The following is a 715-nucleotide window of genomic DNA, read 5'->3' as shown; positions in this document are numbered from 1 at the left end:
GTTGCCAGTAACCAAGGCTCTTTACTGCCAAGACGGTAACTTTGTTGTGCCGTATGATTGCGTCCTGCTTTGGATGACCGCTTGTCGGCTCGATGTTTCGGCGCAGCCTTGTACAGATGTAAATGACAGCGCATAGGCGATTTTCGTCCCAGTTTTACGTAACCAATATGCCGGGCTTTCGCCGTGGCGGAGGGATAAAGCGACTTATTCGACTGCCATTGGGCATGATTGACCAGGAGAAAGCCGACATCCCCACGGACACGGCCAAGCCAAAACCAACCATATCGTTCCACCTCCCGAAACCAGGTATTGCGGTAACCTGCATCGGTGACAATCAGTGGACAAACATGGGATGGCAGCACNACAATCAGTGGACAAACATGGGATGGCAGCACCTGTGCCAACTCCGCCAAGAAGGCGTTATGACTGCGAGGAGCATTGTAGTCGGCAAACTTGAAAGTACGCTCATACAGGGCGTTGTTGACTAAACATATTTTCCACTGAAATTTATGTCTTAGCTTCTAGAATGTTCTGCCTTCGGTATCGATAGATGCCGTGTGTATGTCGGAAAGCCGCATTCCTTCGGCTTCAAAAACGGGGGCAATAGTTCGAAATGCTTTTAGTCAACAACGCCCTCATACAGGGTAACCGAGCGCCCTTGCACACTGACAGAGGCTCGCAATGTCATCATCCGCAGTTGTTCACGGACATCAGA

At 50.4% G+C, this 715-nt stretch carries 1 pseudogene; it reads right to left on the bottom strand.

The window, feature by feature from the left end:
- A pseudogene (locus tag CBE72_RS19600) lies at positions 1 to 473 on the bottom strand (transposase family protein); the annotation flags it as partial.
- Positions 474 to 715: the final 242 nt, after the last annotated feature.

This window comes from Shewanella carassii (assembly GCF_002777975.1).
GTDB classification, from domain to species: Bacteria; Pseudomonadota; Gammaproteobacteria; order Enterobacterales; family Shewanellaceae; genus Shewanella; species Shewanella carassii.
This window is presented reverse-complemented; position numbering and strand designations above follow the sequence as displayed.